General features: G+C 69.9%; 23 protein-coding genes and 2 tRNA genes. 12 read left to right on the top strand and 13 right to left on the bottom strand.

Features of this window, described 5'->3' with window-relative positions; all coding sequences use genetic code 11:
- Positions 1–28 precede the first annotated feature (28 nt).
- The gene (locus tag EAO75_RS04145) at positions 29–352 is read left to right on the top strand and encodes a DMT family transporter (protein WP_147993618.1); all 324 of its coding nucleotides are present in this window, start codon (positions 29–31) and stop codon (positions 350–352) included.
- A gap of 20 nt (positions 353–372) precedes the next feature.
- Here EAO75_RS04145 and EAO75_RS04140 read toward each other — a convergent pair whose 3' ends face one another.
- Positions 373–981, bottom strand: a complete 609-nt coding sequence (locus EAO75_RS04140; RefSeq protein ID WP_147993617.1) for a TetR/AcrR family transcriptional regulator — start codon at positions 979–981, stop codon at positions 373–375.
- A gap of 236 nt (positions 982–1,217) precedes the next feature.
- Here EAO75_RS04140 and hisN point away from each other — a divergent pair, with 236 nt between their 5' ends.
- From hisN to EAO75_RS04120, 4 genes are all read left to right on the top strand, one after another.
- Entirely contained in the window at positions 1,218–2,018 is an 801-nt protein-coding gene (gene hisN, locus EAO75_RS04135) for a histidinol-phosphatase (protein WP_147993616.1), read from the top strand.
- 119 nt (positions 2,019–2,137) lie between these two features.
- A complete protein-coding gene (locus EAO75_RS04130) occupies positions 2,138–2,629 on the top strand; it encodes a DUF2975 domain-containing protein (protein WP_147993615.1) in 492 nt (163 codons plus the stop codon).
- A complete protein-coding gene (locus EAO75_RS04125; protein ID WP_147993614.1) occupies positions 2,629–2,850 on the top strand; it encodes a helix-turn-helix domain-containing protein in 222 nt (73 codons plus the stop codon). Before EAO75_RS04130 ends, EAO75_RS04125 begins: the two co-directional genes overlap by 1 nt.
- A gap of 175 nt (positions 2,851–3,025) precedes the next feature.
- Positions 3,026–3,418 (top strand): cyclic nucleotide-binding/CBS domain-containing protein, encoded by a 393-nt coding sequence (locus tag EAO75_RS04120; protein ID WP_147993613.1) that lies wholly within the window; start codon positions 3,026–3,028, stop codon positions 3,416–3,418.
- 71 nt (positions 3,419–3,489) lie between these two features.
- On the opposite strand, the gene EAO75_RS04115 is transcribed toward EAO75_RS04120, so the two are convergent.
- Positions 3,490–4,944 carry a catalase gene (locus EAO75_RS04115; RefSeq protein WP_147993612.1) on the bottom strand — a complete coding sequence of 485 codons (1,455 nt, stop codon included), beginning with the start codon at positions 4,942–4,944 and terminating at the stop codon, positions 3,490–3,492.
- A gap of 151 nt (positions 4,945–5,095) precedes the next feature.
- Here EAO75_RS04115 and EAO75_RS04110 point away from each other — a divergent pair, with 151 nt between their 5' ends.
- The 4 genes from EAO75_RS04110 to EAO75_RS04095 all read left to right on the top strand — a co-directional run bounded on the left by EAO75_RS04110 (position 5,096) and on the right by EAO75_RS04095 (position 8,467).
- Positions 5,096–5,512 carry a Fur family transcriptional regulator gene (locus EAO75_RS04110; protein WP_147993611.1) on the top strand — a complete coding sequence of 139 codons (417 nt, stop codon included), beginning with the start codon at positions 5,096–5,098 and terminating at the stop codon, positions 5,510–5,512.
- A gap of 155 nt (positions 5,513–5,667) precedes the next feature.
- Positions 5,668–6,462 carry an ABC transporter ATP-binding protein gene (locus tag EAO75_RS04105; protein ID WP_147993610.1) on the top strand — a complete coding sequence of 265 codons (795 nt, stop codon included), beginning with the start codon at positions 5,668–5,670 and terminating at the stop codon, positions 6,460–6,462.
- Positions 6,459–7,322 (top strand): ABC transporter permease, encoded by an 864-nt coding sequence (locus tag EAO75_RS04100; protein WP_147993609.1) that lies wholly within the window; start codon positions 6,459–6,461, stop codon positions 7,320–7,322. Before EAO75_RS04105 ends, EAO75_RS04100 begins: the two co-directional genes overlap by 4 nt.
- Complete coding sequence (locus EAO75_RS04095) at positions 7,319–8,467, top strand: ABC transporter substrate-binding protein (protein ID WP_147993608.1); 1,149 nt, start codon at positions 7,319–7,321, stop codon at positions 8,465–8,467. The genes EAO75_RS04100 and EAO75_RS04095 overlap by 4 nt, the downstream gene beginning before the upstream one ends.
- 60 nt (positions 8,468–8,527) lie before the next feature.
- Here the strand turns inward: EAO75_RS04095 and EAO75_RS04090 are convergent.
- The 4 genes from EAO75_RS04090 to EAO75_RS04075 all read right to left on the bottom strand — a co-directional run bounded on the left by EAO75_RS04090 (position 8,528) and on the right by EAO75_RS04075 (position 14,239).
- Positions 8,528–8,601 (bottom strand) — tRNA-Met (locus tag EAO75_RS04090).
- Between the two features lie 380 nt (positions 8,602–8,981).
- Positions 8,982–10,922: a tetratricopeptide repeat protein gene (locus tag EAO75_RS04085; protein WP_410092198.1), complete on the bottom strand. Its 1,941-nt coding sequence runs from the start codon at positions 10,920–10,922 to the stop codon at positions 8,982–8,984.
- A 228-nt stretch (positions 10,923–11,150) separates the two neighbouring features.
- Positions 11,151–11,224: transfer RNA gene (locus EAO75_RS04080), tRNA-Met, on the bottom strand.
- A gap of 57 nt (positions 11,225–11,281) precedes the next feature.
- Positions 11,282–14,239 carry a UPF0182 family protein gene (locus tag EAO75_RS04075; protein ID WP_261989179.1) on the bottom strand — a complete coding sequence of 986 codons (2,958 nt, stop codon included), beginning with the start codon at positions 14,237–14,239 and terminating at the stop codon, positions 11,282–11,284.
- A gap of 166 nt (positions 14,240–14,405) precedes the next feature.
- On the opposite strand from EAO75_RS04075, the gene EAO75_RS04070 reads away from it, so the two are divergent.
- On the top strand, positions 14,406–14,948 hold the full coding sequence (locus EAO75_RS04070; RefSeq protein WP_187284301.1) for a PPA1309 family protein: 543 nt from the start codon (positions 14,406–14,408) through the stop codon (positions 14,946–14,948).
- Positions 14,949–15,021: 73 nt separating this feature from the next.
- On the opposite strand, the gene EAO75_RS04065 is transcribed toward EAO75_RS04070, so the two are convergent.
- The 4 genes from EAO75_RS04065 to EAO75_RS04055 all read right to left on the bottom strand — a co-directional run bounded on the left by EAO75_RS04065 (position 15,022) and on the right by EAO75_RS04055 (position 18,213).
- Positions 15,022–16,119 (bottom strand): PDZ domain-containing protein, encoded by a 1,098-nt coding sequence (locus tag EAO75_RS04065; RefSeq protein WP_147993606.1) that lies wholly within the window; start codon positions 16,117–16,119, stop codon positions 15,022–15,024.
- A 77-nt stretch (positions 16,120–16,196) separates the two neighbouring features.
- Positions 16,197–16,361: a hypothetical protein gene (locus tag EAO75_RS45600; RefSeq protein ID WP_187284300.1), complete on the bottom strand. Its 165-nt coding sequence runs from the start codon at positions 16,359–16,361 to the stop codon at positions 16,197–16,199.
- Between the two features lie 186 nt (positions 16,362–16,547).
- Positions 16,548–17,006: a molybdenum cofactor biosynthesis protein MoaE gene (locus EAO75_RS04060; RefSeq protein WP_147993605.1), complete on the bottom strand. Its 459-nt coding sequence runs from the start codon at positions 17,004–17,006 to the stop codon at positions 16,548–16,550.
- 88 nt (positions 17,007–17,094) lie between these two features.
- Entirely contained in the window at positions 17,095–18,213 is a 1,119-nt protein-coding gene (locus EAO75_RS04055; protein ID WP_147993604.1) for an SDR family oxidoreductase, read from the bottom strand.
- A gap of 192 nt (positions 18,214–18,405) precedes the next feature.
- Between EAO75_RS04055 and EAO75_RS04050 the strand changes: the two genes are divergently transcribed.
- The gene (locus EAO75_RS04050; protein ID WP_147993603.1) at positions 18,406–19,857 is read left to right on the top strand and encodes a zinc-dependent metalloprotease; all 1,452 of its coding nucleotides are present in this window, start codon (positions 18,406–18,408) and stop codon (positions 19,855–19,857) included.
- Complete coding sequence (locus EAO75_RS04045; protein ID WP_147993602.1) at positions 19,854–20,369, top strand: NUDIX hydrolase; 516 nt, start codon at positions 19,854–19,856, stop codon at positions 20,367–20,369. Before EAO75_RS04050 ends, EAO75_RS04045 begins: the two co-directional genes overlap by 4 nt.
- 72 nt (positions 20,370–20,441) lie before the next feature.
- On the opposite strand, the gene EAO75_RS04040 is transcribed toward EAO75_RS04045, so the two are convergent.
- From EAO75_RS04040 to EAO75_RS04030, 3 genes are all read right to left on the bottom strand, one after another.
- The gene (locus tag EAO75_RS04040) at positions 20,442–21,197 is read right to left on the bottom strand and encodes an AIM24 family protein (protein ID WP_147993601.1); all 756 of its coding nucleotides are present in this window, start codon (positions 21,195–21,197) and stop codon (positions 20,442–20,444) included.
- 19 nt (positions 21,198–21,216) lie between these two features.
- Positions 21,217–21,897 (bottom strand): AIM24 family protein, encoded by a 681-nt coding sequence (locus EAO75_RS04035; RefSeq protein ID WP_147993600.1) that lies wholly within the window; start codon positions 21,895–21,897, stop codon positions 21,217–21,219.
- An 11-nt stretch (positions 21,898–21,908) separates the two neighbouring features.
- Positions 21,909–22,672: AIM24 family protein (locus EAO75_RS04030; protein WP_147994279.1), on the bottom strand; the 764-nt coding region annotated here is incomplete at its 5' end.

Here is a 22,672-nt window from a genome sequence, read left to right as displayed (position 1 = left end):
AGTACGTGGGGATACGGGAGGACAGCACATGGCGTGGCTGCTGGTCATCGTGGCGGGGCTGCTCGAAACCGGCTTCGCCGTCTGTCTGAAGCTGTCGCACGGGTTCACCCGGCTCTGGCCGACCGTCGCCTTCAGCATCTTCGCCCTCGGCAGCTTCGGGTTGCTGACGCTGTCGCTGCGCAAGCTGGACGTGGGTCCGGCCTACGCGGTGTGGACGGGGATCGGGGCTGCGGGTACGGCGATCTACGGGATGGTCTTCCTCGGGGACATCGTGTCCACGTTGAAGATCATGTCGATCTCCCTGGTGGTGCTCGGCGTCATCGGGCTGCAACTTTCCGGCTCGTCGCACTGAGCCTGGCGCGCAACGCGGCGTCAGCCGGGCAACTGCCGGTACAGCGCGCTGCGTACGAGGTCGGCGACACCTCCTTCGCCGGGTGGGGCGGCGACGCAGGACAGGGCCAGTCTGACGACGAGTTCGCAGGACCGGGCGAGGTCGCCGGTGTCGGACTTGCTGTTGGCGGGGCCGGTCAGGACGGACACGGCCCGGTCGCGCACCATCGCCACGAAGTCGCCGGGTGACGGCAGCGGGCCGTCGGCGCGGCGCTGCGCCGGGACCGCGGAGGAGGACGGGACGGCGGACAGGGTCGGCGAGGGCAGGCGCTCGCTCCAGCAGCCGGTGAGCATGGCCCGCACCAGGGCGTTGTCGCGGGCGAGGCCGGCGGTCCACTCCGCGGTGGCGGAGAGGCGGTCGCGGGCGTCGCTGGGGGTGGCGAGGGCGCGGTCGATACCGGCGAGGTAGCCGTCGGCCTCTCTGCGGACGAGCGCGCGGGCGAGACCTTCCTTGCTGCCGAACTCGTTGTACAACGTCTGCCGGGACACTCCGGCCGCCGAGGCCACGTCCACCATCCGCACGGCGGACCACGGCCGGCGCGCCAGCGCCGTGTAAGCGGCGTCCAGCAGGGATTCCCGCGCTGCAGGCATCATTGCCTCCCGGGGAGGAGCAGCTCTGCGCCCAGATTTGACGCGCACAGCGTCACTGTCAAGGGTTCGCGAAGGCGTGCGGGGGCGCCAATTGCCCGGGGTGCGCGGGTCTCGGGCGGTTCCGGCGGGGTCGGCCGCGGTGTGCACGACAAAAGCGGCCGCCAACCGTGCGCAACCGGCCCAACCGCCCCGGGCCTAGTAGCCCCAGCCCGACCACGGCAGATACCGTTCGTTCCATGCCGGACTACCTGGACGATCTCCGCCTCGCCCACGTCCTCGCGGACGCCGCCGACGCCACCACCATGGACCGATTCAAGGCCCTCGACCTCAAGGTCGAGACCAAGCCGGACATGACCCCCGTGAGCGAGGCGGACAAGGGCGCCGAGGAACTCATCCGGGGGCAGCTTCAGCGGGCCCGCCCGAGAGACGCGATCCTCGGCGAGGAGTACGGCGTCGAGGGCACCGGGCCCCGCCGCTGGGTCATCGATCCGATCGACGGCACCAAGAACTACGTACGCGGCGTCCCCGTCTGGGCCACCCTCATCTCGCTGATGGAGGCCGTGGAGGGCGGGTACCAGCCGGTGGTCGGGCTCGTGTCCGCTCCCGCGCTCGGGCGGCGCTGGTGGGCGGCCAAGGGCCACGGCGCCTTCGCGGGCCGTAGCCTCTCCTCCGCGTCCCGCCTGCGGGTCTCCCAGGTCTCGAAGCTGACGGACGCCTCGTTCGCGTACTCCTCGCTGAGCGGCTGGGAGGAGCAGGGGCGGCTCGGCGGCTTCCTCGACCTCACGCGCGAGGTGTGGCGCACGCGCGCGTACGGCGACTTCTGGCCGTACATGATGGTCGCCGAGGGGTCGGTGGACATCTGCGCCGAGCCCGAGCTGTCCCTGTGGGACATGGCGGCCAACGCGATCATCGTGACGGAGGCGGGCGGCACCTTCACCGGGCTCGACGGCCGCCCCGGCCCGCACAGCGGCAACGCCGCCGCGTCGAACGGCATCCTGCACGACGAGTTCCTCGGGTACCTCAATGAACGGTACTGACGCCACTCAGGGCTCGGCCTGAACGTTTCCCTCATTCCCGGGCCGCCCTCGAAGGCGCGCCTTGCCTCATCTATCGAAACTCGATAGATTTCCATCGCGGCTCGATGGAAGGACGAGGCATGGGAAAACTGGCAGTGCGTGCGCTTCGCGCCGTGCTCGTCGTGGTGCTCGCCGGCACCGCGCTCGTACAGGTGTTGATGGTGTGGGTGTTGTTCAGCGGGAGCGACCCGGAGGACGGGTCGCTCCCGCTGACCCCGCTGCGCGTGATCGTGATCCTGGGCATGGTGTCGGCCCAGGTCGCCCTGGTCAGCGTGTGGCGGCTGGTGACGATGGTGCGCCGCGGAACCGTGTTCTCCCATGCCGCCTTCCGGTACGTGGACGCCGTGATCGGCGCGATCGTGGCGGCCGCCCTCCTGTGGTTCGCGGTCACGGCCCTCAATGCGCCGGGCCAGCGGGACGACCCGGGCGTCACCGTCATCATGGGCGGCATCGGCCTCGCCATCCTGGGGGTCGCGCTCATCGTGCTCGTGCTGCGGATGCTGCTCGCCCAGGCCGTCGCGCGCGACGTCGAAGCGGCGCAGATGCAGGCCGAGTTGGACGAGGTGATCTGATGCCGATCGTCGTCGACATCGACGTCATGCTGGCCCGGCGGAAGATGTCCGTGGGCGACCTCGCGGACCGCGTAGGGATCACGCCCGCCAACCTGGCGGTACTCAAGAACGGCCGCGCCAAGGCGGTGCGCTTCGCGACGCTCGCCGCGCTCTGCGAGGTACTCAAGTGCCAGCCGGGCGACCTGCTGCGCTGGGAGGCCGAGGACGCCGCGAGCGGATGACGCGCCCGCCCATGGGGAAGGGGGGCGTCCCGCGGGGCTGTCGATCACAACGAACGCTACCGAGCGCCCCCTTGTTGACCCGCTCTTTACCTGTCACTCTGAGAGTCCCCCCACTTGTGAATTTGTGAATCGATGAACAAACGGTGCGGGGGCACTTCAGGAGGTGGCTCCATCCATGCTCGTACGTGACGCCATGAGCACCGTGGTCCTCACCATCGGCCCCACCCACACCCTTCGCCAGGCAGCCGCGCTGATGTCCACCCGCAGGGTCGGCGCGGCCGTGGTCCACGACCCCGACGCGGGCGGTATCGGCATCCTCACCGAACGCGACATCCTCGTCTCCGTCGGTCTCGGACAGAGCCCGGACACCGAACGCGCCCACGACCACACCACCACCGACGTCGTGTTCGCCGCCCCGGCATGGACCCTGGAGGAGGCGGCCCGCGCCATGGCACACGGCGGCTTCCGGCATCTGATCGTCCTGGACCGTGGCGAGCCCGTCGGCATCGTCTCGGTCCGCGACATCATCCGCTGCTGGGCACCCGTACGACAGCACGTACCGGCCTGACCACGCACGACGGGCCGGGTCCCCGAAGGAACCCGGCCCGTCCGCCACGGCAAGCGGTCCAGTGCTGGTGATCAGCCGCGCAGGGCCTGGACCGCGGCCTCCAGCCGCTTACCGAAGTCGTCGTCCGCCTTGCGGAAGTTGCCGACGGCCCGCTCGACGATGTCCTCGCGCGAGACCGGGGCGATGGCGCCCGCCAGATTGGCGATCAGGCGCTCCTGCTCGTCCTCGGACATCAGCCGGTAGAGGTTGCCCGCCTGCACGAAGTCGTTGTCGTCGGCGTGCGCGGGGGCCTCGTGGTTGCCCGTGCCGGCGGTGAAGCCCGTGAACGGCTGCCACAGCGGGCGGTCCGTCTGGGCCGGGCCGCCGAAGCTGTTCGGCTCGTAGTTCTTCGCGCCGCCGTGGCGGCCGTCGTACAGGAAGCCGTCGCGGGAGTTGGTGCGCGCCTCGGTGGCGTGCGGGCGGTTCACCGGCAGGTGGTCGGCGTTGATGCCGACGCGGTAGCGGTGGGCGTCGCCGTAGGCGAAGAGGCGGCCCTGGAGCATCTTGTCCGGGGAGGGGCCGATGCCGGGGACGAAGTGCGCCGGGGAGAAGATCGACTGCTCGACCTCGGCGAAGACGTTGCGCGGGTTGCGGTTGAGCTCCAGCCTGCCGATCTCGATCGGCGGGTAGTCCTCGTGCGGCCACACCTTGGTGAGGTCGAACGGGTTGAAGCGGTACGTCGCCGCGTCCGCCGCCGGCATGATCTGCACCTGCACGGTCCAGCTCGGGAACTCACCGCGCTCGATGGCCTGGCGCAGGTCGCGCTGGTGCGAGTCGGGGTCCACGCCGGCGAGGCGGCCCGCCTCGTCCTGGGTGAGGTTCCTGATCCCCTGGTCGGTCTTGAAGTGGTACTTGACCCAGAAGACCTCGCCGGCCTCGTTGTTCCACTGGTAGGTGTGCGAGCCGTAGCCGTTCATGTGGCGGTACGACGCCGGGATGCCGCGGTCGCCGAACAGCCAGGTCACCTGGTGCGTGGACTCGGGCGACAGGCTCCAGAAGTCCCAGACGTTGTCGGCCTCCTGGCTCCCCGAGTACGGGTCGCGCTTCTGGGTGTGGATGAAGTCCGGGAACTTGATGGCGTCCTTGATGAAGAACACCGGGGTGTTGTTGCCGACGAGGTCGTAGTTGCCCTCCTCGGTGTAGAACTTCAGCGCCCAGCCGCGCGGATCGCGTACGGCGTCGGCGGCGCCGAGATTGCCGGCCACCGTCGAGAAGCGCAGGAACGTCTCCGTCTGCTTGCCGACCTCACAGAGGAATGCGGCGCGCGTGTACGGCGTGACATCGGCGGTCACCGTGAAGGTGCCGTAGGCCCCGGCGCCGCGCGCATGCACCACGCGCTCCGGGATGCGCTCCCGGTTGAAGTGGGCGAGCTTCTCCAGCAGGAGCTGGTCCTGGACGAGGACCGGGCCTGCGATGCCCGCGGTCTCGCTGTTCTGGTTGTCGGCGACCGGAGCACCGGCCTCCGTCGTGAGCGGTCCCTGGGTCACGTGCGCCTCCTGCGTTGTACGAGCAACTCCGGCCACTCCTGTCCACTGGCCAGAGCAGAGCTCGATCCTATACTGGACTTTGTCCAAGTCAAGGTGAGCTCTAAAGTCACATCCATTCGGAACCTGGTCCTCCTGCTGTTAAGGTGTCCTCATGAGCGACCTTCTGGAACGGCTGCGCGGACGCGGATGGCGGATGACCGCGCAGCGGCGCGTCGTGGCCGAGGTCCTCGCCGGCGATCACGTCCATCTGACGGCCGACGAGGTGCACGCGCGGGCCGTGGCCAAGCTGCCGGAGATCTCCCGCGCGACCGTCTACAACACGCTGGGCGAGCTGGTCACCCTCGGTGAGGTACTCGAGGTCTCGACCGACAAGCGCGCGAAGCGGTACGACCCGAACGCCCACCGGCCCCACCACCACCTGGTGTGCGCCCAGTGCGGCTCGATCCGGGACGTCCACCCGACGGGCAACCCGATGGCCGACCTCCCCGACACCGAGCGCTTCGGCTTCACGGTCTCGGACGTCGAGGTCACGTACCGCGGCATCTGCCCGAACTGCGCGAAGGCCTAGCGGCCGCCCCCTTGAGCCCCGGCACCGGTGAGTGTCGGGGCTTTGTGCTGCTCTCCCACGGGCGGGGTTCCCGAATCTGACGGACCGTCATATGGTCGACCGCGCCCCCCATGCGTCACCCACACGTCCGTTCCGCACTCCGCGAGGAGACAGAAGTGGGAGAGCCGTATCCGCAGAATCAGCCGAATCCACCGAGCCCCGAACTCAAGGCCCGTGACCTCACCCGGGCCTTCGGCCGAACCCCCCACACGGTCGACGCCCTCGGCCCCCTCGATCTGACCGTCGCCCCCGGCGAGTTCGTCTGTGTCGTCGGCCCCTCCGGCTGCGGCAAGTCGACGCTGCTGCGCATCGCCGCGGGCCTGCTCCGCCCGAGCACGGGCACCCTGGAGATCCGTACGTCGAGCAGCCGCCCGGCCGCCATGATCTTCCAGGACTACGGCATCTACGACTGGAAGTCCGTCCGCGCCAACGTCCGCTTCGGTCTGGACATCCAGCGCGTCCCGCGCCGCGTGGCGAACGCCCGCGCCGACGACTGGCTGGCACGCATGGGCCTGTCGGACTTCGCGGACGCCTACCCCGCCACCCTCTCCGGCGGGATGCGCCAGCGAGTGGCGATCGCCCGCGCCCTGGCCGTGGAGCCCGAGATCCTGCTGATGGACGAGCCCTTCGCCGCGCTCGACGCCCAGCTGCGCACGATCCTCCAGGACGAACTCCTGGACATCACCCAGTCGTTGAGGACGACCACGCTCTTCATCACCCACAGCCTGGAGGAGGCCATCGTCCTCGGCGACCGCGTCCTGGTCATGTCCGCCCGCCCCGGCCGGATCATCGCCGAGCACCACCCGCCCTTCCCGCGCCCGCGCACCGGCGACATCCGCGCCACCCCCGAGTTCACCGCTCTGAAGAGCGAGCTGTGGGACCTGCTGCGGAAGGAGGCCGTACCGGCATGACGACCCTCACGAAGCCGCCCGCCGAGTCGGTCCTGGTCCGCCGCCCGGGCCCACGCGAGCTCCACCCCACCCGCACCCACCGCCGCAGGCGGGCACTGGAGGTGTCCCTGGCCCTCGCCGTGCCCCTCTGCCTCCTCCTGCTCTGGCAACTGGCCGCGGCCCAGGCCTGGATCGACGACCGCGTCTACCCGGCCCCGTCCACGATCCTCGCCGACGGCTGGGACCGGGCGGCGGCCGGCGACCTGTGGCCGGACGTGTGGGCCACCCTGAAGCGGGTCCTGGCGGGCTACGCGGCCGGCACGGCGGCGGGCTACGCCCTGGGCCTGCTGATGGGCTCCCTGTCGCTGGTACGAGCGGCACTGGAGCCACTGCTGGACGCGCTGTACGTCGTACCGAAACTGGCCCTACTCCCCATCTTCCTGAACATGTTCGGACTGGGCGAGGGCCCGCAGGTGGCCCTGGTGGCGGCGACGGTCTTCTTCTTCGTGTGGATCTCGACCATGTCCGCGGTCATGTCCATCCCGTCCGGCCACCGTGACGCGGGCCAGGTCTTCGGCGCCTCGCGGTGGCAGATGTTCCGCCACGTGCTGCTTCCCGCGTCACTTCCCTCCGTCCTGGTGGGCGCGCGCATCGCGGCGGGCGTGGCGGTGCTGGTCATCGTCGCGTCGGAGCAGATCGCCGCGACGAACGGCCTGGGCCATCTGATCTTCGACTCGCGCGCGCTGTTCCAGAACGACGTCATGTTCGTCGGCATCGTCTGCGTGGCCATCCTCGGGGTGCTCTTCTCCGAGCTGATCCGCTTCGCCGGACGCCTGCTCACGCCCTGGGCGCCGAGGGACCGAGGAAGGGGCCAGTCATGAGCAGGGGAACACGCCAGGCGTACGGCGTCGCGATCGCCGCGGCGGCACTGCTGGCATCGGCGGCGTGCTCATCGCCGTACGAGTCGGACTCCTCGTCGAAGGCAGCCGCCGGCGACCGCACGATCCGCCCGGTCGAGGGCTGTGGCGCGAAGGCCTGGACGGACCCGGGGGACCTCTCCCCGACCCGCACACCGGCCCGCTGCCTGCCCGGGGCCCCTTCCCCACAGCCCCTTTCCGAGCCCCGCGAGCTGACGATCGCGACGGGGACGCTGAGCGCGGAGTACGTGGCCCCGCTGCAAGTGGCGCTCGACAAGGGGGAGTTCAAGAAGGAGGGCCTGGACGTCACGCTGAAGGTCCTGCCGACGCCGGACGCGCTCCCGCTCCTTGCGAAGGGCGACATCGACGCGCTGTGGGCGGCCCCGGAGGCGGCCGTCATGAACGGCATCAAAGGTGGCTTCGACATCAAGTGGGTCGCGGGGAACTTCTCGCCGGCCGCGCGCTCGAAGAGCGGGCTGTGGGTGCGCCTGAAGGAGGGCGAGACCGCGAACCGCGTCACGATGGCCGGCCGCAAGCTGGGCACGATGATCGGGAAGGGTTCGGTCATCGCGTACCCCATGGAGAAGGCACTGGAGAAACACGGCGGCGGCCTCGCCGACATCCAGTACCAGCAACTGGGCTCCGCCGACGTCCTCACGGCCCTCCAGAACGGCGGCGTCGACTCCGCGTGGCTCCTGGACCCGGTCTGGCGCAAGGTGGACGGCGAGCAGGGGTACGCCTTCCTGGGCGGCCAACCGCAGGGCGAACCCCTGGGCGGCATGCTCTACGGCCCCGCGCTCCTCCAGGACGACGTGGACGCGGGGGTGGCCCTCCTCAGGGCCTACATCCGCACCCTGAACACCTACTTCGCGTCGGACTACAAGCAAGATGCGACCTTCGTCACATACCTCGCCAAACTCCTGAAGGCGGAGGAGCCGATCCTCAAATCCACCCCGCCCCTGGCCATGGACTGGGAAATCCGCTCCGGCACGACGACGCGCCTCCAGTCGGCCTACGAGGCCCAGGGCGTGGCAGAGGGAAGCCCTCTACCGGAGTCCCGAACGACAAACCGCACCCTGTACGAGGAGGCAGTGGGCCACCAGCCCTGACGCACACCCGAAAAACACCTAGGGCCGGGACCCTTACGGATCCCGGCCCTAGGCCTTCAGTAGCGGGGACAGGATTTGAACCTGCGACCTCTGGGTTATGAGCCCAGCGAGCTACCGAGCTGCTCCACCCCGCGTCGGTGAACTGAACATTACGTCAAGGACGCGGACAGAGGCAAATCGCTTATCCGGCAGCCATCCTCCGAGACCGACCAGCACACCACTCAGCCCGTCCGGTGCCCCTGCTCGAAGAGCCTGGGGAAGTCTGAGGACAAGGCCTGACCGTCCCGAGCCCCCACCCACCCGCGGGGGCTTAACCTCTCAGCGCCGGCCGGCACCTCTCAGCCCGTCCGGCGTTTGAGGACAAGGCCCGTTCAGGGCCGAAGCGGGGGTCCGGGGGCGGCAGCCCCCCTGGGGGTCCCCCCTGCTCGAAGAGCTTGGGGGAGGGACGGGTAGGGGCGGCGGGGGCGAGGAATCCGGCGGCAACCACAAACTCCGCCCACCCCTCAGCACACCCTCACGCCGAGAGTTCCTCCCGCAGAGCGTCCCGCAACCGCGCCGCCCGCTCCGTAACCTCCGCCGGCCCCAGACTCACCGCCCGATCAGCCCACCGCTGCCCTTCCGCAAGCTCACCGCGACGCGCGTAGACCAGGGCGAGCCGCAAAGCCGACCGCCCATGCCCGGCGTCAGCCGCCCGCGTCCACCACACCGCCGCCTCGGGCTCACTCCCCTCCCGGGCCAGCAGCAGCCCCAGATTGAAGGCGCCGTTACGGGACCCCGCCTCGGCAGCCGTCCGGTACCACCGAGCCGCCTCCACCACGTCCCCACGGGCCGCGGCCAGCATCCCGACCCGCACCTGCGCCCGCCGATGCCCCTGGGAGGCCGCCCGCTCGTACCACTCCTCGCACTCGGTCTTCTCGTGCGCCGGCTCCCCGAGCTCATGCGCGGGCTCCGGCGGCCGCCGAGAGTCCAGCACGGTCGCCAGCCGGTACGCGGCCTCCGCGCTGCCGCCTCCGGCCGCACACCGCAGATGCCGCTCCGCCGCCCGCTCGTCCCCGTCCCGCAGCCGCGCGATCCCGACCTGGAGTGCCGCCTCCGTGTGCCCGGCGGCCGCGGCACGCTCGTACCACCGCAGCGCGGCCCGCTCCTCGCCCCGCCCGGCGTGCAGGATCCCGAGGTTGAACGCGGCGTCCACGCTGCCCGCCTCCGCGGCCTTGGAGAACCACGGCTCGGCGCCCGACGTGTCCCCGCCCTGGAGCAGCAGGATCGCCAGCGCGTTCGCCGCCTCGCGGTGCCCGGCGTACGCCGCACGCCGGTACCACTGCTCGGCCTGCGCGGTACGCGCCTGCTCGGCGCAGAGCAGCCCGAGGTTGTACGCGCCGTTCACATCGCCGGCGTCCATCGCGGCCCGGTACCACCGCTCGGCCGTCTGCGTCTGACCGCGCTCGGCGTGCAGCGCGCCCAGCGCGTTCGCGGCGTTGCCGTCACCGTCCTGCGCGGCCCGCAGCCACCACACGGCGGCGCTCTCGGTATCCCCGGCGTCCCGCAGCAGGAACCCGAGCGCGCAGGCGGCCCGCGCCTCCCCGTCCTTGGCGGAGGTCAGATACCAGCGCCCGGCCTCCTTCAGTTCCCCGCGCTTCTCCAGGATCGCGCCGAGGTGCAGCGCGGCCCTGCGGTGCCCGCGCGCGGCGGCCTGCCGGTACCACTGCTCGGCCTCCTCCAGCAGCGCCTCGTCCGGCGCGACACCGTTGTCAGCTCCGTCCTCCCCCGCGCCCACCGCGTGCCGGTCGATCGCGCGCGCCAGGCGGTACGCCGCCTCCCGGTGCCCGCGCTCGGCCGCGGCCCGCATCCACTGCTCGGCGCGGTCGTCGCTGCGGTGCTCCATGAGATCGGCGAGCGCGTACGCGCCCAGCGTGTGCCCCTGCTCGGCGGACTGCCGCAGCCAGTACTCGGCGGCGGGCTCGTCGCCGCGCTCGCGGTGATGACGTCCCAGCGCGTGCGCGGCCGCGGCCGACCCGGCGACGGCGGCGATCCGCCACCATCCGGCGGCCTCGTCGGCGTACCCGCGCTGATGCAGAAGGACACCCAGGTTGTTCGCGGCCGCCCGGTCCCCGGCGGCGGTGGCGGCACGCAGATGGGCCTCGGCTCCGTCGAGGTCGCCGCGGCGCAGCAGCATGGCCCCGAGGACGCTCATCGCCTCGACGTCACCGGTCTCGGCGGCGAGCCGCTGCCGTGCCTCCTCGGCGGCCTCCCCCGTCTCGTCCTGGTCCGCAGGCCGGCCGAGGGCGAAGTCACCCTCCGGCTGCATGAGCTCACCCACCGGCTGCAAGGCGCCGTCCGTCGGCTGCGAGGCGTCGTTTCCGGGGTGCACGAAATCGCCCGTCGGCTGCACAAAGTCGGCAGGCTGCACAAACCGCCCTGTCTCCAACAGAGTTGCCTTGTCCCCCATAACGTCCATCGTCGCACCACCTGCAACCTGGGTACACCTGGTATACCGCAGCCAGTGAGGTCACTTCAGCGTTTTGTCGACATGCCCACAGAGAGACAAGTCAAACACAGTTCCCTCAACTCCCCACGGCGGCACGACCGTCCCGCCCTCCGGCACATGCGTTCGCACACGCCGAAGGCCCGGATCCTCTGGAGGATCCGGGCCTTCGCTGTCGTACGAAATATTCGCCGACTTCAGTAGCGGGGACAGGATTTGAACCTGCGACCTCTGGGTTATGAGCCCAGCGAGCTACCGAGCTGCTCCACCCCGCGCCGTTGTTCTGCAACCGTATCACGGCGCGGGGTGGGCTATTCGATCACCCGCCGGCTCTATGTCCCGGTGGGACTGCTGCTCGGCTTCGGGCTCCCGCTCGGGCTCGCGCCTGCGCCGCCGTTGCCCGTGCCGCCGCCGGTCTTGTCGGGCTGCGACTGCGCGTCCTCGGCCCGCCGCAGCGCGTCCTCCAGGTCCTTCTGCGCCTTGCCGTACGCCTCCCAGTCGCCCTTCTTCAGGGCGTCCTGGCCGGCCTCGAAGGCCTTCTGGGCGTCGTCGAGCGCTTCTTGGACCGTCGGGTTGTCGGACGTCGGCGGAGGCTTCGTACCGCCGTCCTCGTCGCCTTCGTCCGGGGGCTGGGTGGTCGCGCCGTCCGCTCCGAAGACCTTGTTCAGGGCCTCGTCGAGCGTGTCCTCGAAGGCGATGGCGCCTCCGTAGGTCACCAGCACCTTCCGCAGCAGCGGGTACTTGAGTCCACCGCCACGTACGTAGACCGGCTCCACGTACAGCAGTCCTCCGTCAAGTGGCACGGCCAGCAGGTTGCCGTACTCGATGTCGGAGTCGCCGCCACCCTTCAGCAGCCTGATGGTCTCGGCGATGTCCTGTTCGGAGTTGAACTGGCTCTGGACCTGACTGGGGCCATTGACCGTGGTGTTGGTCGGCAGTTTCAGGACTCTGATCTTGCCGTAGTCAGGGGTGCCGGCTTCGGCGTCGACGGCCATGAACGCACTGAGGTTGTCCCGGCCGTTCGGTGTGAACGTCGTCGTCAACGAGAACGCCTGCGCCGCCTGGTCGGGCATCTTCATGCTCAGGTAGTACGGCGGTGTCGCGCTGCCCGACTTGTTGGTCGGGTCGTCCGGCACCTGCCAGACCTCGCTGCCGCTGAGGAACGTCGTCGCGTCCTTCACGTGGTAGCGGGTGAGCAGCTCACGCTGGACCTTGAACAGGTCCTGCGGGTAGCGCAGATGAGCCATCAGCGACTTGGAGATCTCGCTCTTGGACTTCACCGTGTCCGGGAAGGCCTTCATCCAGGTCTTCAGGACCGGGTCCTTGGTGTCCCACTGGAAGAGCTTGACCTCGCCGGTGTAGGCGTCGACCGTCGCCTTCACCGAGTTGCGGATGTAGTTGACCTGGTTCTGCTGGGCGACCACCGCACGGTTGTCGTTGGTGGCGGTCAACGAGTCGGCCGTCGTGTCACCGAGGGTCGTACGGGACGAGTACGGGTAGCCGTTCGTCGTCGTGTACGCGTCGACGATCCACTGGATACGGCCGTCCACGACCGCCGGGTAGGCGTCGCCGTCGATGGTCAGCCACGGGGCGACCGCCTCGACGCGCTCCTTGGGCGTGCGGTTGTACAGGATGCGCGAACCGTCGCCGATCGCACCGGAGTACAGGATCTGCGGCTCGCCGAACGCCACCGCGTACGCGGCCCGGTTGACCGGGTTGGAGAGGCTGACCCCGCTGTCGGCCTTGTAGCTGTAGGTCTTCTCGCCGTTGTCGTCGGAGTAGTCGATCTCCTTCTGGGGACCGCCGACGATCGAGTACATCGTGGTCTTCTCGCCGTAGTAGACCCGCTGCTCGTAGGTCCCGAGGTCGCCCTTGGACGGCAGGTCGGACTCGGTGAAGTCCGGCCGGCCCTGGGAGTCGGCGTTGGTGCCCTCGGCGGCGACCACGCCGTAGCCGTGGGTGTAGCGGAAGTGGTCGTTGATCCAGTTCCGCTTCGGGATGCCGTTGAGATTGATCTCACGCAGACCGATGACGGTGTCCTGGTCCTTGCCGTCCTTGCTGTACCGATCGACGTCCAGGTTGGTCGGGAACGCGTAGTAGTTCCTGATCTGCTGGAGCTGCTGGAACGTCGGCGAGACGATGTTCGGGTCCAGGATGCGGATGCTCGCCGTGGTGTCGACGTCGTCGCGCAGCTTCGTCTTGTCCTCGGTCTTGCTGGTGCCCGGGTACTCGGTGACCTGGGTGCCGTCGATGCCGTACGCGTCGCGCGTCGCCTTGAGGTTCTTCTCGACGTACGGCGCTTCCTTGGCCTGCTCGTTGGGCTGGACCTGGAACTTCTGCACGATCGCCGGGTACAGCCCGCCGATGAGGATCGCCGAGAGCACCATCAGGCCGAAGCCGATGACGGGCAGCTGCCAGGTGCGCCGCCACAGGGTGGCGAAGAACAGCAGCGCGCAGATGACGGCGATGCAGAACAGGATCGTCTTGGCCGGCAGATAGGCGTTGGCGTCGACGTACCTGAGGCCGGTCCAGTTGTCGGTCGCCTTGAAGTCGCTGGACTTCACCGCGAGTCCGTACCGGTCGAGCCAGTACGCGACCGCCTTCAGGGCGACGAAGATGCCGATGAGGACCGACAGATGACCGGTCGCTGCGGCCGTGGCGCGCGCGCCCGGGCTGGTGATCCGCAGCCCGCCGTACAGGTAGTGGGTGAGCGCGGCGGCGATCACGGAGAGGATCGCGGCGGCGAAGCCGAAGCCGAGCAGGAACCGGTACCAGGGCAGGTCGAAGGCGTAGAAGCCGACGTCGAGGTGGAACTGCGGGTCCTTCTCACCGAACGGAACGCCGTTGACCCACATCAGCCAGGTCCGCCACTGGCTGGAGGCGGAGGCGCCGGCGATCAGGCCGACCAGGGCGGTGATCGCGAGCAGCAGCCACTTCTTGTACGGCGCGATGCCCATGCGGTAGCGGTCGAGGCTCTGCTGCTCCATCGACATGGCGCTCAGCGGGGGGCGCAGCCGGTGCGCCAGCCAGATGTTGAAGCCGACCGCGAGGGCCATCAACAGACCGAAGACGAAGAAGAGTCCGATCTTCGTCCACAGCGTGGTCGTGAACACCGAGGAGTAGCCCACCGACCGGTACCAGAGCCAGTCCGTCCAGAAGCCCGCGAACATGGTGAAGGCCATGCCGAGGACGGCCAGGACGCCCAGTGTCATGAGCAGGGTCCGGACACGCCGGGACGGGCGGCCCACTCTGATCCGTGGCCCGGTCGGGCCTCCGCCGCGGTCCGGCATCTGGAAAGCCAAGGTTCGCACCCCGAAGTTCGCTGTTGGTCTGGGTCAGGCCCGCGTCTTCGTGGACCCTGAGTGGCCCCCCGTGATCGCGGGCCCACACCTATGCAACTTACTCACCGCTTACTCGGTTCCCGATTCCGGCCAGGAACGAGGCAGGATTGTGACCATGTCCAACACTCCCATGGCTGCGAACCCGCTGACCCGGGCCGTTCTCGAGATCGACGAGTACGCCTCCGGCCTCGGCTGGGACCAGCCCGCCCGCCTCTTCGCCCTCGTCGACACCGCACGGCTGCGAGTCCAGGAACCCGGCCTCGCCGCCCAGCTCGGCCTGGGGGACGAGCAGGAGTCCACCGGCCTGACCCCGATCGAGCAGGACGAGATTCCAACGGGCAAGGCGCTCGACGAGTTCCTCGGCACGATCGCCTGGCCCGACGCGGTGGTCGGTTGCGCGCTCACGGTGGAGCGCCTGATGCTGCCCCCGTCCGCCGAGGCGCAGGTCCCGCAGGGCCTGAGCGGGACCAAGCTCACGAAGTGGGTGGCGGACCATCCGGACCGTCAGGAGGTCCGGATGACGGTCGCGGTGCTGCGCGACGGCACCCGTGAGTCGGCCCTGCGCCTGCGCGAGAAGGACACCCCGACGGAGGTCCTCACCGGCCCGGAGCTGGTCCCGGGTCTGGCTCAGGCGCTGACGGCGACTTTCGCGGACTGAGATCTTCCGGTACGACGACGGGGGCGCCCTTCAAGGTGAAGGGCGCCCCCGTCGTCGTATCGAGGCCGGTCGCTCAGCTCTTGGCCGTGCACTTGGGCAGGTCGGCGGTGTCGCCGGAGCGGATGTCGTTCAGGGCGCCGAGTGCGTCGTCGATGGTGCCGACCTTGACGAGGGTGAGCCCGCCGGGGACGTCCCTGGAGGCGGTCGCGCAGTTGTCGGCGGGCGTGAGGAAGTACTGGGCGCCCTTCTCGCGCGCGGCGATGGTCTTCATCTCGATGCCGCCGATGGGGCCGACCTTGCCGTCGTCGTCGATGGTGCCGGTGCCGGCGACGAACTTGCCGCCGGTGAGGCTGCCCGGGCTGAGCTTGTCGTAGAGCCCGAGCGAGAACATCAGACCCGCGCTGGGTCCGCCGACGTCGGCGAGCTTGATGTCGATGCTGAACGGGAAGGTGTGGTCGGTCCCTGCGGAGATCCCGACGATGGCGCGCTTGCTGCCGGTGTCGTCGGACGCGGCGGTCCTGATCGTGACCTTCTCGGTCTTCGTCGGCTGCCTGCGCTCCTTCTCCGCGGCGGCCTGCTCCTTGGCCGGCACGATCGTGAAGACGACGTCCTGGCCGGGCTTGTGCTTGGTCACCAGCTCGGCGACGTCCCCCGGTTCCTTCACCGCCGTGCCGTCGACGGCCTTGATCACGTCACCGGCGTGCAGCTTGCCCTCGGCGGGGGTGCCCTTGACGACGGTCGAGACGATCACCCAGCTCTGCACCGGGATGTCCAGCGCCTTCAGGGCGGCGACCTTGGCGCTCTCCTGGGACTGGCTGAACTCCTCGGCGTTCTCCTGGGTGGACTGCTCCTCGGTCTTGCCGTCCGGGTAAAGGGTGTCGTGCGGCACGACCTTGTTGTCGTGCGCAAGCCACCCGTAGACGGCCTCGACCAGGTTCATCTTGTAGTCGGCGCTGGTGACCCGGACCGTGGTCATGTTGAGGTTCCCGGTCGTCGGGTACGTCTTGCGCCCGGAGATCTGCAGCACCGGCTCGCCGTCGTGCTCGCCGAGGGTGTTCACCGTCGGCCCCGGGGACATCTCCGCGTACGGCACGGGAATGAAGACTCCCGCGCACAGGAGCGCGATCAGCATCAGGGTGGAGGCGAGCATCGTCGCGGTGCGGCGTGGCATGCCTCGACAGTACGTGACAGTCCTGTCAGAGCCCCGTCAGGGCCGCGAACCCGACTCCGTGAGCATGTGCCGAGCGATCATGTGCGGGAGGAAGGCTTCTCCATGGCCGCGCGGAAGCGGGCATAACCGTCGAGCTCCGGGCCGTCGCCCCGTGCCTTGCGGGTGCGGTTGGCCCAACTGCCCCACAGACCGGCAAAGATCGCAGCCACAAGCGGAATCAGCAACCAGGCAAGCGCTGCCATGCCGTCCTCCCATCCCCAATGAGCGACCGCAACTGACTGATCAGCAGATTAACCACTGGCACTGACAACGCTCACGCCAGGGGTGCGGTTACGCAAGCGGAGTGAGGTGGACGGGTTCGGGCCGACCGATTCGGGCGCGCTTCAGCAGGCGCCGACCCGCCCTCCCGTCGCCCCTCGACGACAGCGCTACGCGCCGACCCATTCCTCGGTGCCGTCGGAGAACTTCTGGTGCTTCCAGATGGGCACCTCGTGCTTGAGGTCGTCGATCAGCTTGCGGCACGCCTCGAAGGCCTCGCCGCGGTGCGGGCAGGAGACGGCGACGACGACGGCGAGGTCCCCGACCCTGAGGTCCCCGACGCGGTGCACGGCCGCGAGCGCCCGCACCGGGTACTCGGCGACGACCTTCTCGGCGATGCGTCGCATCTCGGCCTCGGCACTGGGATGGCACGAGTACCCGAGCTCGTCGACGTCGGCACCCTCGTCGTGGTTGCGCACGGTCCCCACGAACAGCGCGGTCCCACCGGCGGCATCGTCCCCGACGGCCCGGAAGACCTCGTCCAGGGAGAGGGCCGTCTCGCGAACGGCGATGAGCTTGACGGGATCCTGAGCGCCCTGCTCACCGGGGTGATCGTTGGTAGGTGCCATGGGCCCATCGTGCCTCACGCGTGTGTGGCCGGGGAATAGCGTTATCCCCCGGCACGCGCGCGTGGAGGTTTGGAGGGTCCTACGGGCCTCAGATCCGCCGCCGGGCCTTCCGGGCCCGCCGCACGACCGCCGCCGCGCCCAGCAGGGCCACCGTCGCGCCCGCCGCGCCGGCCGCCGTCGCGTCCTTGCGCCCGAGCCGCCGCCCGGCGACGGTGTGCCTGCCGGAGACCTCCTCCAGCAGCTCCGCGAGCACTTCCTCGTTGGTCCACTGCGGCCGCCACCCCGCGTCATGGAGCCGGCTTCCGCTCACCACCCACGGATACATCGTGTAGGCCAGGTCACCTGCCGGGGAGGGTGTCAGCCCGATGCGGTGCAGCCGGGCCGCCGCTCCCAGCGCGACCGCCGAGGGCAGTTCCATGCGCCGGGTCCCGCTGAGCTCCTCGACCTCCTCCTGCTCCAGCCAGCCGTCGCATCCGACGGCGAGTTCCCCGTCGACCTTCTCCAGGACGGCGTACTCCAGGGCACTGCACAGGTCCTCGACATGGCAGAACTGCCAGGCGGGCCGCGAACCGGCGACAACGAGCWGCCGCGGCGACTCGAAGTACCTGGTCAGCGCGGTGTCCGTGCCGCCCACGAGCACCGCCGGACGCACCACTGTGACATTGAGTCCGGGGTGGGCCCGGGGGGCTCTGCGCGCGAGACGCTCGATCTCCAGCAGGTCCCCGACGCCGGTGGCCTCGGCGGTCGCCCGCAGTTCCGCGTCCTCGGACAGCGGCAGCTCGTTGTCGGGGAGCGCCCCGTAGACCATCGCCGAGGTGCACAGCACCACCCGGTGGATGCCGGCCGCCGCGGCGGCCGTCAGGACGGTCTGCGTCCCCCGAACGTTGTAGGCGGTCCGCGCGGCTGAATCCGTCTCCAGATCCAGGTCGAGCGCCAGGTGAACGACCACGTCGGCGCCCCGAAGCTTCTCCGCGATGGCCGGATCCCGCACGTCCAGGATGTGCCACTGCGCCGCCGCGCACTCACCGCGCCGCTCGTCGATGGCGATGACCTGCTTGACCTCGTCGGACGCCACCAGCCGCTCGGTGAGCAGGGCGCCGATCCCGGACGCGGCACCGGTCACCGCCACGACGGGGCCGCGCACGCCGCGCGCGGGAGGGGTTGACTGGTTTCGCGCTGCGCGAACCTGCGGATCAGGGGAACTCACCGGGCGTCTCCAGCGGTTGTCTTCAGTACGGACGCGAGTGACGCGTACGTACCAGGTGGCATCCATCCTGCCGCAGGCCGGGAGTCGGCGAAGCACCGAGGCCCGATCGGCTCGCGGTGTCTACGCTGGGTGGTGTTATCGGGCAGTCGTGCCGCCGGCGCCAGCCGGTGGCCTTAACAGCCGAGGAATCCCGTGAGTGACACCCCATTCGGATTCGGCCTTCCGCCGGAGGAGCCGGACGACGGCGACGAGGGCAAGAAGAAGGACCAGCAGAGCGGTGGTGGTCAGGGACCGGCCAACCCGTTCGGTTTCGGCGGGCTGCCCGGTGCCGGTGGCATGGGGGGCGGTGCCGACAATCCGTTCGCAGCGATGTTCGGTTCGCTGAACCCCACCGACCTGGGCGCCGCGTTCCAGCAGCTGGGCCAGATGCTCTCCTACGAGGGCGGCCCGGTGAACTGGGACATGGCCAAGCAGATCGCCCGCCAGACGGTCTCCCAGGGCACCGCTGACGGCACCAAGGACGCGAGCGTCGGCCCCGCCGAGCGCACCGCCGTCCAGGAGGCCGTCCGGCTGGCCGACCTGTGGCTGGACGACGCGACGTCCCTGCCGTCCGGCGCGGGCACCGCCGTGGCGTGGAGCCGCGCGGAGTGGGTCGAGGCGACCCTGCCCGCGTGGCAGGAGCTCGTCGACCCGGTCGCCGAGCGCGTCGGCACCGCCATGGGCGACGTCCTGCCGGAGGAGATGCAGGCCATGGCCGGCCCGCTGATCGGCATGATGCGCTCGATGGGCGGCGCCATGTTCGGCACGCAGATCGGGCAGGCCGTCGGCGTGCTCGCGGGAGAGGTCGTCGGCTCCACCGACATCGGCCTGCCGCTCGGCCCGATCGGCAAGGCCGCGCTGCTGCCGATCAACATCGAGACGTTCGGCAAGGACCTGGGCGTGCCGAAGGAGGAGGTGCGGCTGTACATCGCCCTGCGCGAGGCGGCCCACCAGCGCCTGTTCGCGCACGTGCCGTGGCTGCGCTCGCACCTGTTCGGCGCGGTCGACGGCTACGCGCGCGGGATCAAGGTCGACACCGCCAAGCTGGAGGACGTGGTCGGCCAGTTCGACCCGCAGAACCCCGAGCAGCTTCAGGACGCACTTCAGCAGGGCATGTTCCAGCCGGAGGACACCCCGGAGCAGAAGGCGGCTCTGGCGCGTCTGGAGACGGCTCTGGCGCTCGTCGAGGGCTGGGTCGACGCGGTGGTCCACGCGGCCGCGAAGCCGCGTCTGTCGTCCGCGGACGCGCTGCGTGAGACGCTGCGCCGCCGACGCGCCTCGGGCGGCCCGGCGGAGCAGACGTTCGCCACGCTGATCGGGCTGGAGCTGCGCCCGCGTCGGCTGCGTGACGCCTCCCGCCTGTGGGCCTCGCTTACGGACGCCCGTGGTGTCGACGGCCGGGACGCCCTGTGGGCCCACCCGGACATGCTGCCGACGGCCACCGACCTGGACGACCCGGACGGCTTCGTGCACCGCGAGCACATCGACTTCTCCGAGCTGGACAAGATGCTCGGCGAGGCGGCGAGCGGCTCCACCGAGAAGCCGAACCTGAAGAAGGACGACGACACCAAGGGCGACGACTCCAAGGGCGACGGCGCCGAGTGAGCCTGCACGACGACGCGGTCCTCGTGCTCAAGGGGTACGAGGGCCAGGAAGAGCTGCGCCGGACGTATCTGGAGCATCTGGAGACCCGTCCGGACGGCCTGTGGAAGGCCTGCGGCGACGGGCACATCACGGCGAGCGCGCTGGTGATCGACCCCTCACGCGGGCGTGTGCTGCTCACCCTCCACAAGAAGTTGCGCATGTGGCTGCAGATGGGCGGCCACTGCGAGCCGGCCGACGAGACGCTGGCGGCGGCTGCCTTGCGCGAGGGGACCGAGGAGTCGGGCGTCACGGGGCTGACCCTGCTGCCGGGCGGCCCGGTGCGTCTGGACCGCCATCACACGCCGTGCGCCTGGCATCTCGACGTCCAGTACGCGGCGCTGGCTCCGGCCGGCGCGGTGGAGGCGATCAGCGACGAGTCGCTCGACCTGCGCTGGTTCGCCTACGACGAGGTGGCGGACGTGGCGGACGAGTCGGTGGTACGGCTGCTGGAAGCGACGCGGGCGAGGCTGTGAACAGGTAAGAGGCTGTGAACGGGTAAGGGGTGACCGCCCTCGCGGTCACCCCTCACCGATGGTCACGCCTGCTCAACTCCAGACGTTGCCCTGGTTCTGCCCCCGCGCCCCCTGCTGCCCCATGCCGTACTGCGCGGCGAGGCCGGAGCCGACCTGGGCGTTCTGCGGCGGCAGCAGCTCGCTGGGCTGCACGAGCGCGTAGCCGCTGCCCATGAAGCTGAGCTCCCAGCCCTCGCCGGTGTTGCCTCGGCGCCGCCACACCCCGGAGGAGTGCGTCTGGGCCTGCATCTGCACGCGCAGCGAGGTGGACCAGGCGACGATCGCGTCGGCGTCGCAGTTGACGTACTTGTCGGGCGTCACCTGCATCATCAGCGGCATGCCGGAGGTCATGAGCGCGACCTTGCCGCGGCCGGTGATGTTGAGCTGGTACTTCCCCGAGCCGGAGATGCCGTAGAGGCTGTCCACGGCGATGACCTCGTGGTGCAGCGAGGAGTCCATCGCCAGCACATAGCTGCTGTCGACGGTCAGCCCGTCCTGGTCGACGTCCATGACGTGGACGTGCTGCTTGAGGTTGGCGAGGTAGACCGTGCCCTGGCCATGGCACCGCATGAGGTCCAGGCCCTCGCCGGTGTGCGCACGCGCGCGTCCCTGCTGGTTGCTCTGGTACTCGGCGTCGAACTCGACGAGTCCCTGGTAGGCGACCATCGTGCCCTTGCGGGCGAGGATGTCGTCGTGGCCCTCCAGGCCGACGCGGAGCATCTGCTTGTTCTGCAGGCTCCAGCGGTCCTGGGTCTGCTGGTCGTTGTAGGCGAAAATCGGGCTCTGCATGGCGTTTCCCTGCTCCCCCTCAGCCCCGGACCCGGAGGCGGTCGGTACTGTCCTCGCTGGGCTGGACGACGACGATGCCCTGGCCCGAGAAGGCCATCTGGTAGGCCTCGCCGCTGCCACGGCCGATGAGCGACTGCGCCTTGAAGCTGCGCTTGCCCTTCACCTTGAGGTTCGGGGACCAGGCGACGAGCGCGTCCGGGTCGACGTAGGTCTCGTCCTCGCCGCCGCCGCAGTCGACGACGATCGGCTTGCCCCGGGAGGTCAGCGCGACCCAGCCCTGCCCGGAGATCTTGGTGTTCCACAGGCCCTGCCCGGCGAACTTCGCCAGGCCCTTGACCCGCTCGACGCCCCACGTCAGATGCGCGTCGAAGGCGAGCAGGTTGGTGGCATTGACCGAGATGCCGTCGCCGTTGAGGTTGAGCACGACGACGTTGGCGCCGTAGTCGGCGAGGTAGAGCAGGCCGTCGCCGGTGCACTTCATCAAGGGTGCGCCCTCGCCGGTCATCCAGTCCTTGGCGATCTGGCGCACGGCCGGCGGGTTGGGCTCGTACTGGACGAAGCCCTCGTAGGCGACCATCGAGCCCACGCGCGCGAGGAGGTCGTTCCCGGTCTGCATGGCGACCTTCAGCATGTGGTTGCCGTGGTTCTCCATGCGGGCGGTGACGGGTGCGGGGGCGTAGCCCGCGAGTGGCTGATTCATGACGGGCTCCCTCAGATCTCGTACGGCTGGACGACGATGAAGTTGCCGGGAGCGGCCCGGAACTGGAGGTTGACGCTCTCTCCGGTGTCGCCGGGGTAGGCGTTGCGACGCATGCGGACCTGGCTGGAGACGACCACCTGGGCGGCGGACGACCAGGCGACCACGGCGTTGCAGTCGGCGAACGTCGTGGGCGTGACCGGCAGCACCACGGGCGTGCCGTGCGTCTTGACGACGATCGTGCCGGTGCCCGTGAACTGCATCGTGAACAGCGCGCCGCCGGGGATGCCGTGACCCTCGATGCGGCGGACCTCGTACTGGAGGCTCTCGTCGAAGGCGAGGACGTTCTCGGCGGAGACGCAGATGCCGTCGCCCTGGAGCTCGATGGGGTGCAGCATCGTCGAGTTCTCGGCGAGGAAGACCTGGCCCTGGCCGGTACAGCGCATCAGCTGCATCTCCTGGCCGGTCGCGTTGCCCACGATCCGCCCGGCGAAGCCGGCGCCCTTGTAGCTGAAGTCGACCTTGCCCTGGTAGAGCACCATGCTGCCCTGCCGGGCCAGCACGGGCTGGCCGCCGATGCCGAGGTCGACACGGACGAGCTTCTTGTTCTGCTGGGTCCAGCGCTGCCCGGTGGGCGTCTCCTTGAACTGCTGGAGCGCCGCGGCCACGCCGGGTCCCTGAGGTGCGCCTTGCGGGGCGCCCTGGGGGGCTCCGTAGGGCGCCGGCTGGCCCGGGACCTGCCCGTAGGGGGGCTGCTGGCCGTAGCCCGGGGGCGGGG

Source organism: Streptomyces sp. UW30 (assembly GCF_008042075.1).
Lineage (GTDB): Bacteria > Actinomycetota > Actinomycetes > Streptomycetales > Streptomycetaceae > Streptomyces.
This window is presented reverse-complemented; position numbering and strand designations above follow the sequence as displayed.

Coding starts and splice junctions, on each gene's coding strand:
- EAO75_RS04145 (WP_147993618.1), top strand. CDS start 29: ATGGCGTGGCTGCTGGTCATCGTGGCGGGGCTGCTCGAAACCGGCTTC.
- EAO75_RS04140 (WP_147993617.1), bottom strand. CDS start 981: ATGCCTGCAGCGCGGGAATCCCTGCTGGACGCCGCTTACACGGCGCTG.
- hisN (WP_147993616.1), top strand. CDS start 1,218: ATGCCGGACTACCTGGACGATCTCCGCCTCGCCCACGTCCTCGCGGAC.
- EAO75_RS04130 (WP_147993615.1), top strand. CDS start 2,138: ATGGGAAAACTGGCAGTGCGTGCGCTTCGCGCCGTGCTCGTCGTGGTG.
- EAO75_RS04125 (WP_147993614.1), top strand. CDS start 2,629: ATGCCGATCGTCGTCGACATCGACGTCATGCTGGCCCGGCGGAAGATG.
- EAO75_RS04120 (WP_147993613.1), top strand. CDS start 3,026: ATGCTCGTACGTGACGCCATGAGCACCGTGGTCCTCACCATCGGCCCC.
- EAO75_RS04110 (WP_147993611.1), top strand. CDS start 5,096: ATGAGCGACCTTCTGGAACGGCTGCGCGGACGCGGATGGCGGATGACC.
- EAO75_RS04100 (WP_147993609.1), top strand. CDS start 6,459: ATGACGACCCTCACGAAGCCGCCCGCCGAGTCGGTCCTGGTCCGCCGC.
- EAO75_RS04095 (WP_147993608.1), top strand. CDS start 7,319: ATGAGCAGGGGAACACGCCAGGCGTACGGCGTCGCGATCGCCGCGGCG.
- EAO75_RS04085 (WP_410092198.1), bottom strand. CDS start 10,922: ATGGACGTTATGGGGGACAAGGCAACTCTGTTGGAGACAGGGCGGTTT.
- EAO75_RS04075 (WP_261989179.1), bottom strand. CDS start 14,239: ATGCCGGACCGCGGCGGAGGCCCGACCGGGCCACGGATCAGAGTGGGC.
- EAO75_RS04070 (WP_187284301.1), top strand. CDS start 14,406: ATGTCCAACACTCCCATGGCTGCGAACCCGCTGACCCGGGCCGTTCTC.
- EAO75_RS04065 (WP_147993606.1), bottom strand. CDS start 16,119: ATGCCACGCCGCACCGCGACGATGCTCGCCTCCACCCTGATGCTGATC.
- EAO75_RS45600 (WP_187284300.1), bottom strand. CDS start 16,361: ATGGCAGCGCTTGCCTGGTTGCTGATTCCGCTTGTGGCTGCGATCTTT.
- EAO75_RS04060 (WP_147993605.1), bottom strand. CDS start 17,006: ATGGCACCTACCAACGATCACCCCGGTGAGCAGGGCGCTCAGGATCCC.
- EAO75_RS04040 (WP_147993601.1), bottom strand. CDS start 21,197: ATGCAGAGCCCGATTTTCGCCTACAACGACCAGCAGACCCAGGACCGC.
- EAO75_RS04035 (WP_147993600.1), bottom strand. CDS start 21,897: ATGAATCAGCCACTCGCGGGCTACGCCCCCGCACCCGTCACCGCCCGC.